Below are 17,526 nucleotides of genomic sequence, written 5' to 3' on the forward strand. Positions count from 1 at the left end.
TAGTTAGGAATTACTGGTTAAGAGTTGAACAAGTTGTTGGGTTAAATTCTTTCGGGAATAGTGTTGCAACCCAACAGCATGAACTTTCAAGTTATTCAATTTATAGTCTTGGTAATGTTTCAAAAGTAAGGTTTTTAACTTTTCTTTCTCGTCATAAGTAAAGAAAACGCCGGTATTGGTTGAAGTGATAATTTCAGCAAAATCAGAATCTTGCGGACCAATGGCTACTATAGGCCTTTCTGAAACCATATATTCAAAAACTTTTCCGGGAATAATACTTTTGGTATCTTCTGAATCAATTTCGATTAGTAATAAAACCTGAGACTTTCTTTGATGCGCTACCGCTTCTTGGTGTGATACATAACCTAAATTCAGCACAAAATCCTGAAGCTTGAATTCAGCTATTGTATCTAAAACTTCCTGGCTCACAGCTCCGATCAGCTTCAACTGAAAATCTGCTGAAAAATCTTTGTGTTCTTGTGTCAATTCTTTTAAAACTTTCCACAATATTCTGGGATTACGCTCTGATAAAAAAGAACCTATATGTGCCAAAGTAAATTTTTCATCCAACGGTTGTTTGGTCACTTTTTCCACGTCGTAACCATTGGTAATTACCGCTATCGGTCGAGAAGTTATGGCTTCAAACTCGGTTTTAGTTGTTTTACTGGTTACGATAATAGTATCTGCTGAAGTCAATACTTCTTTCTCCAAAGCTTTGTGCTTTTTTTCAGCGTAAGAAGACAATTTTAAGGCTTTGTGATATCCAATGGTAGTCCACGGATCTCTGAAATCGGCCAACCAAGTAACACCCAAATCTTGCTTTAATTGCAAACCAATTAAATGCAAGCTGTGCGGCGGACCGGATGTTACTATAGTATCAATACCGTTCTCTTCAATGTATCTCTTTAGAAATTTCACCGATGGTTTTACCCACAAAAATCGGGCATCCGGTATAAAAATGTTCCCGCGCACCCAAAGCAGTGTTTTCTCTAAGAAAGATTGTTTTTTTTGGTTTGGAATGATTCCGGAACTTATTTTTTTGGTTTTGCTTTTGCCTAAAAAAGAAGCCAAACCATAGGGTTCAAAGATTTTATTTTTTAAAATAATTGCCCTCTCCGAAACTTCACTTTCCAGACCATTATCTATTATCGGATAGGTCGGATTCTCAGGAACATAAACAATTGGCTGAACATTAAAATCGGGCAAATACTTGACAAACTTTAACCAACGTTGTACTCCCGGACCACCGGCCGGTGGCCAATAATAAGTTATGATGAGTAATTTCTTGGAGTCAGACATTCTGTTTTTTCTTGTCTTTTTGTTCAAAATACACGACACCTGCGATGGCCAAAATCATCAAGATTGAACTGACTAAAGCAATTGTACTACCCGTTTTTACCACTTGAGGTTCAAAGGTAAACTCAATGGTATGTTTTCCTTTTGGAATGGCCAAACCGCGCAACACATAATCTACTCGATGAATCTCAGCCTCTTTACCGTCTATAGTGGCTTTCCAACCATTATAGAAGTTTTCTGAGAAAACCGCAAAACCATCATTGGTATTATTGGAAGTATATTTAATGGTATTAGGCAAATGCTCTTCTAAGGTTATGGTCGCCAAACTGTCTTTTATAAAGTTAGATGGTAAGGTTGTTTTCGACTCTTCAATTTTACTGACAGTAGCAGTATTCTTGGTGTCGATTTTACCTAAAAGTTTCATTTCCTCATCGGCAGAATTCACTGTTTTTAAATCGGATACAAACCATGCGTTACCATTAATAAAAGGATTAGTTATTGCAACACTTTCGCCGTCATTCGTTTGCAACAATAAGTATTTGATATTTAACGCATTCATAATGGGAATGCTCTTTTTTAAAGTCATGGTTTGCGGATCAATAATCTTACCCAAATCATTCAATTGTTGGTCGATATGATAATCGAATAACTGCTCGTATCGTCTCGGACGAACGGCACTATAACCACCAACCGACTTATGGAAATAAGACGTTCTTGCTTGTAATCTGCCTTGAACTTCATATACTCTGAAAACCGAATTGTCTTTTAGAATTTGGTTATCTGCTTCTGTAGGCTCGAAAGGTTGATCTATTTCTCGGGCGCTGCGGAATTGTTCTCCGTCGTTGCTCACATAATTTTTATCAATAAAGAACAAATCGCCTACCATAAAAAGTCCGATTACAACTACGGCTGTAGATTGAACCAATTTACCTTTCAGATAAAACCATAAGACCCCGAAAGTAACCGCCATAAAAAATCCGGAACGCAACAAGTCGGATTGGAATAAATCCATACGATCTTCTTTTAAAGCCTCGATAAATCCTTGTCCGAATGTTTTGTCATCCCCTTGATTCAGCATACCCGCAATTTGAGCATCTAAAGACCCTGAAAAAGAGAAAGCACCCTTGAATACAAAAATCAGCACAACCAATCCCAAAGTTGTAGCAGCAGTATACAGCAATGATTTCTTTTGATTCTCGATATCATTAAAAAACGATTGCAATCCCATAACTGCCAAAACCGGAATACACAATTCTAAAAGAACTTGTATGGATGAAACCGCTCTGAACTTATCGTACAAAGGCACATAATCAATAAAGAAATCTGTTAGTAAGGAGAAATTTTTACCCCAAGACAACAACAATGAGATTATGGCTCCGGCTAAAAAAGCATATTTAATTTTCCTTTTATCATGAAACAAAGCCAAAACACACAAGAAAAAAACAATCGCTCCGATATAAGCCGGCGCTGCTACTATAGGCTGATCTCCCCAATAGGTTGGCGCATAATTTTCAGTAAAGGTTTTAGCTTCGGTTTCGTTGGCACCGTAAGACAACATATAATTGTAAACATGTGAATCGGTTCCTAACTTTTCACTATTTCCGCCACCATATAATCTTGGAGCTATTAAATTCAAACTCTCTCCTATCCCATAACTGTATTCGGTGATATAGCTTTTAGACATAGAGGCGGTTTCTGTATTTTTAGAGCCATTCGGATTAAAAGTCAATTCGCTTTTGCCACGCATACTAAAGTCTGAATACTCTTTGGTAGCCATCAAACCCGAGGCATTTACCCCTACAGCCAAAAGCACTGCTACTAAAAAGGTACCGGCTATTTTGGGAATCGACTTGAGTTCATGCTCTTGAATCAATTTGTAAACAAAATACACGGTCAAAACCAATAACAAAATCAGCAAGTAATACGTCATTTGAAAGTGATTGGCATTGATTTCCAAGGCAACAGCCAACATAGTGAGCAACCCGCCATGAAGGTATTTTCTTTTAAAGACCAATATAAATCCGGCTATTACTAACGGCATATAAGCTATGGCATGGGCTTTGGCATTATGACCAACCCCGAGAATGACAATTAAATAAGTCGAAAAACCAAAGGCTAAAGCACCAAAAAAAGCTTTGAGCGGATCAACTCTAAATACTAAGAGCAGTCCGTAAAACCCTATGAAATACAAAAACAAATAGTCGGCCGGACGTGGTAAAAATCGCAACGCATCATCTAATTTTCCGATAAAATCGTTAGGATAATTAGCCCCTAACTGATAGGTTGGCATCCCTCCAAAAGCGGCATTTGTCCAATAAGGTTCCGCATCAAATTCGGCTCTGAAATCATTTTGTTCTTTTGCCATTCCGGTGTATTGTACTATATCGGATTGGTAAATTTTCTTGCCTTGCAATACGGGATAAAAATAAATTAGAGCAATAAGGATAAAACCAAAAATGGCTAAAAAATGAGGATAAAACTTTTGGAGTTGTTTCATGTTTTTGGGTTAGGTTTTCAAGTGAAATTACTTAATTTCTTCGAAATCGATGTACTCACCAACGATTTTCTTTTCTCTGGGCTTTTCATTTTTTTGAGCCTGAGCTTGTTGTTGCTGTTGGTATTGCTGTTGTTGTTCTTGAAATTGCCGGGTTGCTTTTTCAACTACTTTTTTAGCTACGACCGGCAAAAATAATCGCGCCAGGAACTTAAAAATATAGTAGAAAGCCAAAATATAAAATAGTGTTTTTACCAATCCGCTAAAAGAAGCCGTGTCCATACAGTAAATAATTTTTGTCAAAAATACTAAATTCCCGTTTGCAAAATTCGCTTCATCCTCTTAAATAAATGATAAATTGTATTACTTTTGGATAACACTATTCAAATGAAAACCGGTATGATACCCAAAATAAAAATCTTAAAAGTGCTGTTATTCTCATTACTGTCAACAACAGCTTTTGCACAGTACACTGATTTGATTAATTCCAACAGACCCGGAAAATCCATGTCGGCTTTCTCCGTTGGCAAAACAGTAATACAAGCCGAAGGCGGTATATATGGTATTCGTGAAAAACACGATTTATTGCGGTATGAAGCCAATGGATTTGGATCGGAATTGAGTGTAAGATATGGTGTCTTTTTTGATCAATTCGAGTTTAATTTAGAAACACAATACCAATATGATTGGTACAAAGCACCATTGGTAAATGACACTCGAGGCGGGTTTAAACAAGTAACTTTCGGAGCTAAATATTTGGTGTTTGATCCGTTTTTAAAACTGAAAGACGACAAACCTAATGTTTACAGTTGGAAAGCCAATCACAAATTCAGCTGGAAGCAATTCATACCGGCAGTTGCCGTTTATGCCGGATTCAATTTGAATTTAGGTACCAATCCTTTTTCATTTGAAAGCGATCCGACCATCAGTCCGAAATTGATGTTGATTACCCAAAATCAATTTGGTACCAAATGGGTTTTTGTAACCAATATTATTGCCGACAAATACATGACTGATTATCCCAGTTTAGGGGTTATAGCCACTTTAACCCGAGGTTTCAACATGCGATGGTCGGGATTTGTAGAAATGCAAGGTTACAAGAGTGATTTTTATGCCGATAACGTATTCCGCTTCGGAGCAGCTTATTTGGTTAGAGAGAATATACAACTGGACGCTTCCATTGCCAAAAACATCAAGGACACACCTGCCATCTTATATGGAGGCGTTGGTTTGTCTTGGCGATTTGACAGCAACTACGAAACCAATTATACCCGCATTAAAAACGAGAAAAAAGACGACAAGAAAAAAGACAAAAAATCGAAAAGAGATAAAGGAAAAAAACGCAAAGACGAAGTTGAATTAGAAAAAGCACCATAATGATTACCATTAAAGAAGTCAATACCAAAGCGCTACTTAAAGACTACGTTAAATTTCCGTTTTCACTGTATCAAAATCATCCTTATTGGGTTCCGCCTTTGATAAGCGACGAGTTAGAAACCTTTGACAAAAATAAGAATCCCGCTTTTACCTCGGCAGAAGCTTATTTTTATTTGGCCTATAAAAACAACAAAATAGTAGGTCGAATTGCAGCTATTATCAATTGGGATGAAGTCAACCAACAACAAAAAAAGAAAGTTCGATTTGGCTGGTGGGATGTTATTGACGATATTGAAGTTACCAAAGCCTTATTGGAAAAAGTATACGAATTAGGCAGAAAAAACCAATTAGAATATGTGGAAGGCCCAATGGGTTTTTCAAATTTAGATAAAGTTGGTGTCCTTACGGAAGGCTTCGACGAGCTTGGTTCTATGATTACTTGGTATAATTATCCCTACTACAAAGAGCATTTGGAACAACTGGGTTATATTAAAGAGAAAGAGTATTTGGAGAATAAGTTTCCCTTTTCCAATGTTAAACCTGAATTTTTCTTAAAAGCTCAAGAATTAATTAAAAAGCGCTACGAACTAAAAGCGGTGAACTTCAACAATACTAAAGACATCATGCCTTATGTAGATGAAATGTTCGACTTATTCAACACCAGTTATGCTAATCTTTCTTCTTTTGTAGCCATTACCGATGTCCAAAAAGAATATTTCAAAAAGAAATACATCAGCTTTATCAATCCCGAATACATCAAATTTATAGTTGACAAAAACAATAAAATTGTTGCCTTCAGCATAGTGATGCCCAGCTTTTCAGAAGCCTTAAAAAAAGCCAACGGCAAACTTTTCCCTTTTGGATTTTACCACCTATTAAAAGCAAAGAAAGAGAGCAAAGAGGTACTTTTCTACTTAATTGGAGTTGATCCCGAGTACCAAAGTAAAGGGGTTACGGCTATAATATTTAACGAGTACTATAAAACCTTTAAAGCAAAAGGCATACAAAATTGCATCAGAACCCCGGAATTGGAAGACAATCATGCCATTCACAATCTCTGGAAACATTTTGATCCTGTCACTTTCAGAAGAAGAAGAACTTACCGCATTGACTTATAATTTTAATCCCTTTGTAAAAAAGGGATTTTTTATTTAGATGAAATTTGAAAAACCATTAATCTGCTCAAAAATGCAAGTCATCGGATAAAAAGTGTTGTTCATAGAAAAGTTATGACATTTTTAACATTTATAGCCAAATCTGCATAATTTTATCAAACCAAATAAATCTACACTATTAATTATTAGAATTTTAAATATTAGGCTTCTTGTTTTTTATTTAAATTTTTGTAATTAAAAAACTACCAAATTAAACCTATTCATGATGTGGTATTATCTAAAAAATACTAAACATTATGAAAAAAAGTACATTACTGAATCTCTCTTCTGATCGAGACTATGTCTTGATTAAAAAAGAAAATGGTTTTAAGATGGACTTTAGTGGAGAAAGATATTTTTCCACTTTGTCGGATTCTGAGAAGATCGGACGAACCAAGAAAAAGGGTATGCTGAATATTCTTTTATTGTTGTTTGTGTTCCTCTTCACCAACTTTTTGTTTGCACAAGCGCCCGCTTGTAATTTGTCCGGACCTTTAAAAGCAAAGCCTCATCTGGGTAAGGTCCTGAAGAACCCTCTCAAGTTTAGTGCGGAAGTCATCAATGACAAACCCAACACTATCTACAATTGGAGTTTTAAAACGAACAACACGGAAGCCAAATTGGTTTCCAGAAATGGTGTCAAAACAATGAGTGTTGATCCCGGAGAAAATGTTGGAAGTTTTACTATTCAACTGACTGTTACTAACGTTAGTGCCGATGGCCGAAACGAGAGTTGTACCTGTACACAATCTGTATCAGTCTATAAAGGTTGATCAAATCCTAAACAATAAATAAAAATATTCAATTATGAATTTAAATTTACGCAACAATAGCTTGAAAGAGGATGGTTGTTGTTTCCAATCTAGAAATAAAGGTTGGAAAAGCAACTTAACTACTTTTGTGCTGTTTATGGCTATTTTGTTTACAAATGCCATTTACGCAGCTACTCCAACAGTATCCTCCTTTTTCCCGGCCTCAGGGGCTCAGGGTCAAGTTGTAACGATTATTGGTACCAATTTTACCGGTACCACTGCCGTTTCATTCGGTCTGACTCCGGCTGCTTCATTTACGGTTGTAAATGACAATACCATTTCGGCTGTAGTAGGTGCTGGCTCTACCGGATCAGTAAGGGTTACTAATCCATCGGGATTTGGACAAAAATCCGGATTCACTTTTTTTCCGGCACCATCCTGTAACTTATCAGGTATATTAAAAGCCTGTTTAGCCGATGGCAACATTGCCATTACAACTACTGTACAATTTAGTACAGGAGAACCAACATTAAATTACAGTTTCCCGGCAGGTCCTCAAAACACTACCGGTGCTTCTATCGTTTCAACAGGTCCTTTCATATATGATCCTGTAAATGATTTAGGAACACAAACTACTATAATCAATCCGGGTACTTCCGGTGGTCAAATTCTTTACCAATTAAACGTCTTAAACGATGGTGGAGAATGTACTTGTAGTAAATCCATAACGATAATCGATTTAGGTTTAGAAGCTTATTTCAATCCCATAACTTGTTACGGTGGTACAACCAACTTATTTGTTGACGCTACTTCAAGTGGTTCATCTAAATACACTTTTACACTACAACCCGGTAATATCGTTATCGGACCTCAATCTAATCCTTCAGTTGAATTCCAAAATATTCCTGCAGGAAATTATACTGTTACTGTTGTAGACAATAATGGATGTTCTAAACAAACTGAGGTTACTATTACCCAACCACCTTTAAATCCTGTTGTTTTAAATTGTCCTGAAAATAAAACTGAGACTTCATGTAAAACACAGGAGGAAATCAATGCCTCATTTGCTGCTTGGTTAGAATCATTCAGCTATACTGGAGGTACAAACCCGGTTTTAGCAACTCTTCCTGCATCTCCAACAGCTCCATCAACTTGTGCTTCCGGTAACGGAAATAGCGTTCAAGTGACTTGGACGGTTACTGATGATTGTGGGCAACCTCAATCTTGTACAAGAACATTTACTGTAACACCTTTTACTCCTGTTAATGTGGAAGGTCCTGAGAGTGTAACTGCCAGTGCTTGTGACTATGCCAATCAAGCGGCGGTTGATACAGCGTTTGCTGCTTGGGTAGCTCAGTTCCAAACTATCAATGATGGTTGTGACGCTACGGCTCAATTCAACATCAGCGAGTTCCAAGCACCTAGATTGTGCGACGGTGGTAGCGTGAGCTTAACTTATAGTATCGCTGACAACTGTTCTGAGGACAGTGCAAGCGCTACATTTACCATTACTCCTTCTACTCCTGTTAATGTGGAAGGTCCTGAGAGTGTAACTGCCAGTGCTTGTGACTATGCCAATCAAGCGGCGGTAGACACTGCGTTTGCTGCTTGGGTAGCTCAGTTCCAAACTATCAATGATGGTTGTGACGCTACGGCTCAATTCAACATCAGCGAGTTCCAAGCACCTAGATTGTGCGACGGTGGTAGCGTGAGCTTAACTTATAGTATCGCTGACAACTGTTCTGAGGACAGTGCAAGCGCTACATTTACCATTACTCCTTCTACTCCTGTTAATGTGGAAGGTCCTGAGAGTGTAACTGCCAGTGCTTGTGACTATGCCAATCAAGCGGCGGTAGACACTGCGTTTGCTGCTTGGGTAGCTCAGTTCCAAACTATCAATGATGGTTGTGACGCTACGGCTCAATTCAACATCAGCGAGTTCCAAGCACCTAGATTGTGCGACGGTGGTAGCGTGAGCTTAACTTATAGTATCGCTGATAACTGTTCTGAGGACAGTGCAAGCGCTACATTTACCATTACTCCTTCTACTCCTGTTAATGTGGAAGGTCCTGAGAGTGTAACTGCCAGTGCTTGTGACTATGCCAATCAAGCGGCGGTAGACACTGCGTTTGCTGCTTGGGTAGCTCAGTTCCAAACTATCAATGATGGTTGTGACGCTACGGCTCAATTCAACATCAGCGAGTTCCAAGCACCTAGATTGTGCGACGGTGGTAGCGTGAGCTTAACTTATAGTATCGCTGACAACTGTTCTGAGGACAGTGCAAGCGCTACATTTACCATTACTCCTTCTACTCCTGTTAATGTGGAAGGTCCTGAGAGTGTAACTGCCAGTGCTTGTGACTATGCCAATCAAGCGGCGGTAGACACTGCGTTTGCTGCTTGGGTAGCTCAGTTCCAAACTATCAATGATGGTTGTGACGCTACGGCTCAATTCAACATCAGCGAGTTCCAAGCACCTAGATTGTGCGACGGTGGTAGCGTGAGCTTAACTTATAGTATCGCTGATAACTGTTCTGAGGACAGTGCAAGCGCTACATTTACCATTACTCCTTCTACTCCTGTTAATGTGGAAGGTCCTGAGAGTGTAACTGCCAGTGCTTGTGACTATGCCAATCAAGCGGCGGTAGACACTGCGTTTGCTGCTTGGGTAGCTCAGTTCCAAACTATCAATGATGGTTGTGACGCTACGGCTCAATTCAACATCAGCGAGTTCCAAGCACCTAGATTGTGCGACGGTGGTAGCGTGAGCTTAACTTATAGTATCGCTGATAACTGTTCTGAGGACAGTGCAAGCGCTACATTTACCATTACTCCTTCTACTCCTGTTAATGTAGAAGGTCCTGAGAGTGTAACTGCCAGTGCTTGTGACTATGCCAATCAAGCGGCGGTTGATACAGCGTTTGCTGCTTGGGTAGCTCAGTTCCAAACTATCAATGATGGTTGTGACGCTACGGCTCAATTCAACATCAGCGAGTTCCAAGCACCTAGATTGTGCGACGGTGGTAGCGTGAGCTTAACTTATAGTATCGCTGACAACTGTTCTGAGGACAGTGCAAGCGCTACATTTACCATTACTCCTTCTACTCCTGTTAATGTGGAAGGTCCTGAGAGTGTAACTGCCAGTGCTTGTGACTATGCCAATCAAGCGGCGGTAGACACTGCGTTTGCTGCTTGGGTAGCTCAGTTCCAAACTATCAATGATGGTTGTGACGCTACGGCTCAATTCAACATCAGCGAGTTCCAAGCACCTAGATTGTGCGACGGTGGTAGCGTGAGCTTAACTTATAGTATCGCTGACAACTGTTCTGAGGACAGTGCAAGCGCTACATTTACCATTACTCCTTCTACTCCTGTTAATGTGGAAGGTCCTGAGAGTGTAACTGCCAGTGCTTGTGACTATGCCAATCAAGCGGCGGTAGACACTGCGTTTGCTGCTTGGGTAGCTCAGTTCCAAACTATCAATGATGGTTGTGACGCTACGGCTCAATTCAACATCAGCGAGTTCCAAGCACCTAGATTGTGCGACGGTGGTAGCGTGAGCTTAACTTATAGTATCGCTGACAACTGTTCTGAGGACAGTGCAAGCGCTACATTTACCATTACTCCTTCTACTCCTGTTAATGTGGAAGGTCCTGAGAGTGTAACTGCCAGTGCTTGTGACTATGCCAATCAAGCGGCGGTTGATACAGCGTTTGCGGCTTGGGTAGCTCAGTTCCAAACTATCAATGATGGTTGTGATGCTACGGCTCAATTCAACATCAGCGAGTTCCAAGCACCTAGATTGTGCGACGGTGGTAGCGTGAGCTTAACTTATAGTATCGCTGACAACTGTTCTGAGGACAGTGCAAGCGCTACATTTACCATTACTCCTTCTACTCCTGTTAATGTGGAAGGTCCTGAGAGTGTAACTGCCAGTGCTTGTGACTATGCCAATCAAGCGGCGGTAGACACTGCGTTTGCTGCTTGGGTAGCTCAGTTCCAAACTATCAATGATGGTTGTGACGCTACGGCTCAATTCAACATCAGCGAGTTCCAAGCACCTAGATTGTGCGACGGTGGTAGCGTGAGCTTAACTTATAGTATCGCTGACAACTGTTCTGAGGACAGTGCAAGCGCTACATTTACCATTACTCCTTCTACTCCTGTTAATGTGGAAGGTCCTGAGAGTGTAACTGCCAGTGCTTGTGACTATGCCAATCAAGCGGCGGTAGACACTGCGTTTGCTGCTTGGGTAGCTCAGTTCCAAACTATCAATGATGGTTGTGACGCTACGGCTCAATTCAACATCAGCGAGTTCCAAGCACCTAGATTGTGCGACGGTGGTAGCGTGAGCTTAACTTATAGTATCGCTGATAACTGTTCTGAGGACAGTGCAAGCGCTACATTTACCATTACTCCTTCTACTCCTGTTAATGTGGAAGGTCCTGAGAGTGTAACTGCCAGTGCTTGTGACTATGCCAATCAAGCGGCGGTAGACACTGCGTTTGCTGCTTGGGTAGCTCAGTTCCAAACTATCAATGATGGTTGTGACGCTACGGCTCAATTCAACATCAGCGAGTTCCAAGCACCTAGATTGTGCGACGGTGGTAGCGTGAGCTTAACTTATAGTATCGCTGACAACTGTTCTGAGGACAGTGCAAGCGCTACATTTACCATTACTCCTTCTACTCCTGTTAATGTGGAAGGTCCTGAGAGTGTAACTGCCAGTGCTTGTGACTATGCCAATCAAGCGGCGGTTGATACAGCGTTTGCGGCTTGGGTAGCTCAGTTCCAAACTATCAATGATGGTTGTGATGCTACGGCTCAATTCAACATCAGCGAGTTCCAAGCACCTAGATTGTGCGACGGTGGTAGCGTGAGCTTAACTTATAGTATCGCTGACAACTGTTCTGAGGACAGTGTAAGCGCTACATTTACCATTACTCCTTCTACTCCTGTTAATGTGGAAGGTCCTGAGAGTGTAACTGCCAGTGCTTGTGACTATGCCAATCAAGCGGCGGTTGATACAGCGTTTGCTGCTTGGGTAGCTCAGTTCCAAACTATCAATGATGGTTGTGATGCTACGGCTCAATTCAACATCAGCGAATTCCAAGCACCTAGATTGTGCGACGGTGGTAGCGTGAGCTTAACTTATAGTATCGCTGACAACTGTTCTGAGGACAGTGCAAGCGCTACATTTACCATTACTCCTTCTACTCCTGTTAATGTGGAAGGTCCTGAGAGTGTAACTGCCAGTGCTTGTGACTATGCCAATCAAGCGGCGGTTGATACAGCGTTTGCGGCTTGGGTAGCTCAGTTCCAAACTATCAATGATGGTTGTGATGCTACGGCTCAATTCAACATCAGCGAGTTCCAAGCACCTAGATTGTGCGACGGTGGTAGCGTGAGCTTAACTTATAGTATCGCTGACAACTGTTCTGAGGACAGTGCAAGCGCTACATTTACCATTACTCCTTCTACTCCTGTTAATGTGGAAGGTCCTGAGAGTGTAACTGCCAGTGCTTGTGACTATGCCAATCAAGCGGCGGTAGACACTGCGTTTGCTGCTTGGGTAGCTCAGTTCCAAACTATCAATGATGGTTGTGACGCTACGGCTCAATTCAACATCAGCGAGTTCCAAGCACCTAGATTGTGCGACGGTGGTAGCGTGAGCTTAACTTATAGTATCGCTGACAACTGTTCTGAGGACAGTGCAAGCGCTACATTTACCATTACTCCTTCTACTCCTGTTAATGTGGAAGGTCCTGAGAGTGTAACTGCCAGTGCTTGTGACTATGCCAATCAAGCGGCGGTAGACACTGCGTTTGCTGCTTGGGTAGCTCAGTTCCAAACTATCAATGATGGTTGTGACGCTACGGCTCAATTCAACATCAGCGAGTTCCAAGCACCTAGATTGTGCGACGGTGGTAGCGTGAGCTTAACTTATAGTATCGCTGATAACTGTTCTGAGGACAGTGCAAGCGCTACATTTACCATTACTCCTTCTACTCCTGTTAATGTGGAAGGTCCTGAGAGTGTAACTGCCAGTGCTTGTGACTATGCCAATCAAGCGGCGGTTGATACAGCGTTTGCTGCTTGGGTAGCTCAGTTCCAAACTATCAATGATGGTTGTCTGTCCTCTGGCTCAAACGGAGAAGTTCAAGGTCAATTCAACATCAGCGAGTTCCAAGCACCTAGATTGTGCGACGGTGGTAGCGTGAGCTTAACTTATAGTATCGCTGATAACTGTTCTGAGGACAGTGCAAGCGCTACATTTACCATTACTCCTTCTACTCCTGTTAATGTGGAAGGTCCTGAGAGTGTAACTGCCAGTGCTTGTGACTATGCTAATCAAGCGGCGGTAGACAATGCGTTTGCTGCTTGGGTAGCTCAGTTCCAAACTATCAATGATGGTTGTGACGCTACGGCTCAATTCAACATCAGTGAGTTCCAAGCACCTAGATTGTGCGAAGGTGGTAGCGTGAGCTTAACTTATAGTATCGCAGACAACTGTTCTCAAGACAGTGCAAGCGCTACATTTACTATTACACCATCTTCTCAAATTACTTTTAATTGTGGAGATAATGTGTCTGTACCTGCTTGTAGTTCTCAAGAAGAAGTTAACTCAGCATGGTCTGCGTTCTTAGCTTCAACAACTGCTAATGGCGGATGTAATGGTGTATTGACTAACAATGCACCTTCTAATCCACCATCTGCTTGTGGCGGTTATATTGATGTAACATGGACATACAGTGTTAATAATCAATGTGGACAATCAAGCGATTGTGAAGGAGAATTTAAAACATTCACTCAGGGAGGATATGGAACTTCTTGTAACGGAAATAATCCGGGATGTTACAGAGATGCTAACTTTGCAGGTGCTTTTCCTAATGGTTTGGTTGTAGGATGTGGAAATAACAAACTTACTTTCACTTCTTCCTCAGCTATTGAAAATTACTTACCGGCAGGAGGTTCTTCATCTGTAATTACTTCAAGTGCAGTGAATCCTACTAGCAGTAGAGGTGTTTTATCAGGTCAACTAGTTGCGTTAACATTATCTGCTGGATTTGATGCTTATGATCCTAACTTCTCACAAAGCAATACAAGTTTAGGTTCATTAACTATTAGTTCCGGAACATTTGCAGGAATGACTGTTTCAAATTTCTTGCAAATAGCTAACGATGTTATAGGAGGTTGCTCAACAGCTTACTCATTGTCTCAAATTAATGCAGCTGCTACTGCTATTAATGAAAACTTTGACAATGGCACAGTTGATAGAGACTATTTAAATTGTTCTGGTCAAAATAGTAGCAATAATACAGTAACTTGTACTAAACGTTTCACTGTTCAAGCTCCGGCTCCGGTTGTATTCAACTGTGGTAACAATGTAACTGTTGCTGCTTGTAGTACTCAATCTCAAGTAAATTCAGCTTGGAATGCGTTCTTAGCTTCAACAACTGCATCAGGTGGTTGTGGTGGTACATTAACCAACAATGCACCTGCTAACCCACCTTCAATTTGTGGTGGTTATGTTGACGTTACTTGGACTTATACTGTTGACTCTTGTGGTCAAGAAAGCGGTTGTGGTAACAACAATACTATGACTTGCACCAAACGTTTCACTGTTCAAACTCCGGCTCCGGTTGTATTCAACTGTGGTAACAATGTAACTGTTGCTGCTTGTAGTACTCAATCTCAAGTAAATTCAGCTTGGAATGCTTTCTTAGCTTCAACAACTGCATCAGGTGGTTGTGGTGGTACATTAACCAACAATGCACCTGCTAACCCACCTTCAATTTGTGGTGGTTATGTTGACGTTACTTGGACTTATACTGTTGACTCTTGTGGTCAAGAAAGCGGTTGTGGTAACAACAATACTATGACTTGTACCAAACGTTTCACTGTTCAAGCTCCGGCTCCGGTTGTATTCAACTGTGGTAACAATGTAACTGTTGCTGCTTGTAGTACTCAATCTCAAGTAAATTCAGCTTGGAATGCGTTCTTAGCTTCAACGACTGCATCAGGTGGTTGTGGTGGTACATTAACCAACAATGCACCTGCTAACCCACCTTCAATTTGTGGTGGTTATGTTGATGTTACTTGGACTTATACTGTTGACTCTTGTGGTCAAGAAAGCGGTTGCGGTAACAACAATACTATGACTTCTACCAAACGTTTCACTGTTCAAGCTCCGGCTCCGGTAGCATTTGCAGGTGCAAACGATATTACTATCCCATCATGTAGCACTCAATCTCAAGTAAATGCGGCTTGGGCCGCGTTTAAATCGTCAGTTACTGCAACTGGTGGTTGTGGTGGTACATTAACCGTTATCGCTCCGGCTAATCCACCTTCAATTTGTGGTGGTTATGCAGATGTGACTTGGAAATACACTACTAGTTCTTGCGGACAACAAAGTGGCTGTGGAAATTCAAACTTTGTTACTATTACAAAACGTTTCACTGTAGCTTCTCCATCACCAATAGTATTCTCCGGAGCTAACAATGTAACTCTTCCTGCTTGTAGTACTCAAGCTGAAGTAAATGCTGCTTGGGCTGCATTTAAATCTTCAGTCACAGCTACAGGTGGTTGTGGAGGTGTATTAACCGTTCATGCTCCTGCCTATCCGCCTTCAATCTGTGGTGGCTATGCAGATGTGACTTGGAAATATACAACAAGTTCATGCGGACAACAAAGCGGCTGTGGAAGTTACAATTATGTAACTATCACAAAACGCTTCAGAGTAAGTGCTCCATCTCCGGTAGTCTTCTCAGGAGCTAACAATGTAACACTTCCTGCTTGTAGCACTCAATCTGAAGTAAATGCTGCTTGGGCTGCGTTTAAATCGTCAGTTACTGCAACTGGTGGTTGTGGTGGTACATTAACTGTTATTGCTCCGGCTAATCCACCTTCAATTTGTGGTGGTTATGCAGATGTGACCTGGAAATACACTACTAGTTCTTGCGGACAACAAAGCGGTTGTGGAAGTACTAATTATGTAACTGTTACAAAACGTTTCAGAGTAAGTGCTCCATCGCCGGTGGTATTATCAGGTGCTAACAATGTAACTGTTCCGGCTTGTAGTTCTCAATCTCAAGTAAATGCTGCTTGGGCTGCGTTTAAATCATCAGTTACAGCAACAGGTGGTTGTGGAGGTACATTGACCAATAATGCTCCTGTTAATCCACCTTCATCTTGCGGTGGTTATGTTGATGTAACTTGGACATACAACGTTTCCGGTTGTGGTCAACAAAGCGGCTGTGGAAGCTCAAATGCTGTAACAGTAACTAAACGTTTCACTGTAACAGCTCCGGCTCCGGTTGTATTCTCAGGTGCTAATAATGTAACTGTTGCTGCTTGCAGTACCCAAGCTCAAATTAATGCAGCATGGGCAGCCTTCAAATGTTCAGTAACAGCTACCGGAGGTTGTGGAGGTACATTGACCAACAATGCACCTGCTAATCCACCTTCATCTTGCGGTGGTTATGTGGATGTAACTTGGACATACAACGTTTCCGGTTGTGGTCCGCAAAGTGGTTGTGGAAGTTCTAACACTATGTCGGTAACCAAACGATTCACAGTTGCTTCTTCTCCTGCAGTTACTTTCAAATGTGGAGGTAATGTTACTATGCCGGCTTGTAGTACTCAAGCACAAATCAATGCTGCTTGGTCTTCATTCTTGTGTTCAACAACTGTAAGCGGCGGATGCTATGGAGGAACTTTGACTAACAATGCTCCTGCTAATCCACCTTCCGCTTGTGGAGGTTATGTTGATGTTACTTGGACATATACTACACCTGGTGGTTGCGGAACTCAATCTTGTACCAAACGATTTACTGTAGCTAGTGGTGCTGCTGTAGACGTGACCGGACCTTCAAGCGTAACTTACAACGGATGTAATTTTACAAGTCAGTACGCTTTAGATTGTGCCTTCGCTAACTGGTTGTCTCAATTCAGAACATTGAACGCAGGATGTCCAGCTCCGGGTTGTGGTCCTAATGGAAATACCGCTGTATTCAGTGGTAGTCCAAGAGTAGCTCCAAGATTAATTTATGGTGGCTCAGTTTGTGTTACTTACAGTATTTCAGGAAATTGTAACCAAGACAGTGTTACTGCTACATTTACTGTAACCAGACCACAAAACTGTTATACTACTTGTAAAACAACTGATGAAAAATCAGAAATGGTAAAAGGATTAACCGTTAAAGCTTATCCAAACCCATTCTCTGAAGTATTCAATATCAGTTTGACCACTTCAAGCGACGAAAAAGTAGAAGTGTCAGTATTTGACTTGACAGGAAAACAATTAGAGCGCAGAGAAGTAAGTCCGTTAGAAGTATCAGAATTACAAATTGGTGATCGTTACCCTAGTGGAGTTTACAACGTAATCGTTACTCAAGGAGATGAAGTTAAAACACTCAAAGTAGTAAAACGATAATTAAAATTAGGTTCAATA

General features: G+C 41.0%; 7 protein-coding genes. 4 read left to right on the forward strand and 3 right to left on the reverse strand.

Annotation, left to right across the window (positions count from 1 at the left end; all coding sequences use genetic code 11):
• Positions 1-3 precede the first annotated feature (3 nt).
• From ACJG85_RS12315 to ACJG85_RS12325, 3 genes are read right to left on the reverse strand one after another with little or no spacing between them, the layout of a single operon-like run.
• Positions 4-1,299: a glycosyltransferase family 4 protein gene (locus ACJG85_RS12315; protein WP_409678475.1), complete on the reverse strand. Its 1,296-nt coding sequence runs from the start codon at positions 1,297-1,299 to the stop codon at positions 4-6.
• Positions 1,292-3,793 (reverse strand): YfhO family protein, encoded by a 2,502-nt coding sequence (locus ACJG85_RS12320; RefSeq protein ID WP_412476536.1) that lies wholly within the window; start codon positions 3,791-3,793, stop codon positions 1,292-1,294. Before ACJG85_RS12320 ends, ACJG85_RS12315 begins: the two co-directional genes overlap by 8 nt.
• Before the next feature lie 27 nt (positions 3,794-3,820).
• The gene (locus tag ACJG85_RS12325) at positions 3,821-4,072 is read right to left on the reverse strand and encodes a DUF4834 domain-containing protein (protein ID WP_409678469.1); all 252 of its coding nucleotides are present in this window, start codon (positions 4,070-4,072) and stop codon (positions 3,821-3,823) included.
• A gap of 117 nt (positions 4,073-4,189) precedes the next feature.
• Here ACJG85_RS12325 and ACJG85_RS12330 point away from each other — a divergent pair, with 117 nt between their 5' ends.
• The 4 genes from ACJG85_RS12330 to ACJG85_RS12345 all read left to right on the forward strand — a co-directional run bounded on the left by ACJG85_RS12330 (position 4,190) and on the right by ACJG85_RS12345 (position 17,508).
• Positions 4,190-5,167: a transporter gene (locus ACJG85_RS12330; RefSeq protein WP_412476537.1), complete on the forward strand. Its 978-nt coding sequence runs from the start codon at positions 4,190-4,192 to the stop codon at positions 5,165-5,167.
• Positions 5,167-6,285 carry a GTP cyclohydrolase gene (locus tag ACJG85_RS12335; RefSeq protein ID WP_409678464.1) on the forward strand — a complete coding sequence of 373 codons (1,119 nt, stop codon included), beginning with the start codon at positions 5,167-5,169 and terminating at the stop codon, positions 6,283-6,285. The genes ACJG85_RS12330 and ACJG85_RS12335 overlap by 1 nt, the downstream gene beginning before the upstream one ends.
• Before the next feature lie 293 nt (positions 6,286-6,578).
• Positions 6,579-7,094: a hypothetical protein gene (locus ACJG85_RS12340; RefSeq protein ID WP_412476538.1), complete on the forward strand. Its 516-nt coding sequence runs from the start codon at positions 6,579-6,581 to the stop codon at positions 7,092-7,094.
• Between the two features lie 34 nt (positions 7,095-7,128).
• Entirely contained in the window at positions 7,129-17,508 is a 10,380-nt protein-coding gene (locus tag ACJG85_RS12345; protein WP_412476539.1) for a T9SS type A sorting domain-containing protein, read from the forward strand.
• Positions 17,509-17,526: the final 18 nt, after the last annotated feature.

This window comes from Flavobacterium mekongense (assembly GCF_047038255.1).
Taxonomy (GTDB): domain Bacteria; phylum Bacteroidota; class Bacteroidia; order Flavobacteriales; family Flavobacteriaceae; genus Flavobacterium; species Flavobacterium mekongense.

Excerpts from the sequence above, each read along its gene's own strand:
- ACJG85_RS12335 (WP_409678464.1), top strand. The coding sequence starts at position 5,167 with ATGATTACCATTAAAGAAGTCAATACCAAAGCGCTACTTAAAGACTAC.
- ACJG85_RS12345 (WP_412476539.1), top strand. The coding sequence starts at position 7,129 with ATGAATTTAAATTTACGCAACAATAGCTTGAAAGAGGATGGTTGTTGT.
- ACJG85_RS12340 (WP_412476538.1), top strand. The coding sequence starts at position 6,579 with ATGAAAAAAAGTACATTACTGAATCTCTCTTCTGATCGAGACTATGTC.
- ACJG85_RS12325 (WP_409678469.1), bottom strand. The coding sequence starts at position 4,072 with ATGGACACGGCTTCTTTTAGCGGATTGGTAAAAACACTATTTTATATT.
- ACJG85_RS12315 (WP_409678475.1), bottom strand. The coding sequence starts at position 1,299 with ATGTCTGACTCCAAGAAATTACTCATCATAACTTATTATTGGCCACCG.
- ACJG85_RS12320 (WP_412476536.1), bottom strand. The coding sequence starts at position 3,793 with ATGAAACAACTCCAAAAGTTTTATCCTCATTTTTTAGCCATTTTTGGT.
- ACJG85_RS12330 (WP_412476537.1), top strand. The coding sequence starts at position 4,190 with ATGATACCCAAAATAAAAATCTTAAAAGTGCTGTTATTCTCATTACTG.